Here is a 548-nt window from a genome sequence, read left to right on the forward strand (position 1 = left end):
CGCCGCTTTATCCCCGTCATGGTGTACCCGGAGCAAGCCGAGGTTCACATTTTGGAGGATGAAGCTGCTTCCAGAGCCTATATCGAGCAGATGTGGGCAGAAGCGATGGAGATTTACCGAAGCGGCAGGTTCAAGCTGGCTTTCAGCCCCGCCATGCAGCGGTATCTCAAAGAACACCAGCGGGATTTTATGCCGGAGGACACCAAAGCCGGGATGATACAGGCGTATCTTGATAAGTACACCGGGAGCATGGTCTGCTCCAAGCAGCTCTATAAGGGAGCCTTGAACCATGCCTTTGACGAGCCGAAGCAATGGGAAATCCGGGAAATCAACGAGATTATGAACCAGTGCATTTCTGGCTGGCGGTACTTCCCGAACCCAAGAATGTTTTCCGAATATGGCAGACAAAAGGGCTGGGAGCGTGAAAACCCGGCAACGGACTCCGGCAACCCGTCTGAAAAAACGATGGACGGTTTTGTGGAGGTCACAGAACAGATGGAGCTTCCGTTCTGAAAATGGCAGCCCGTTGCACCCCCTGTTGCTATCCC

General features: G+C 53.6%; 1 protein-coding gene. It reads left to right on the top strand.

The features are described 5' to 3' along the window. Positions 1-513: virulence-associated E family protein (locus DWX32_RS19400; protein WP_243037658.1), on the top strand; the 513-nt coding region annotated here is incomplete at its 5' end. Positions 514-548 lie beyond the last annotated feature (35 nt).

The organism is Blautia sp. AF19-13LB (genome assembly GCF_003479105.1).
Taxonomy (GTDB): Bacteria; Bacillota; Clostridia; order Lachnospirales; family Lachnospiraceae; genus Fusicatenibacter; species Fusicatenibacter saccharivorans.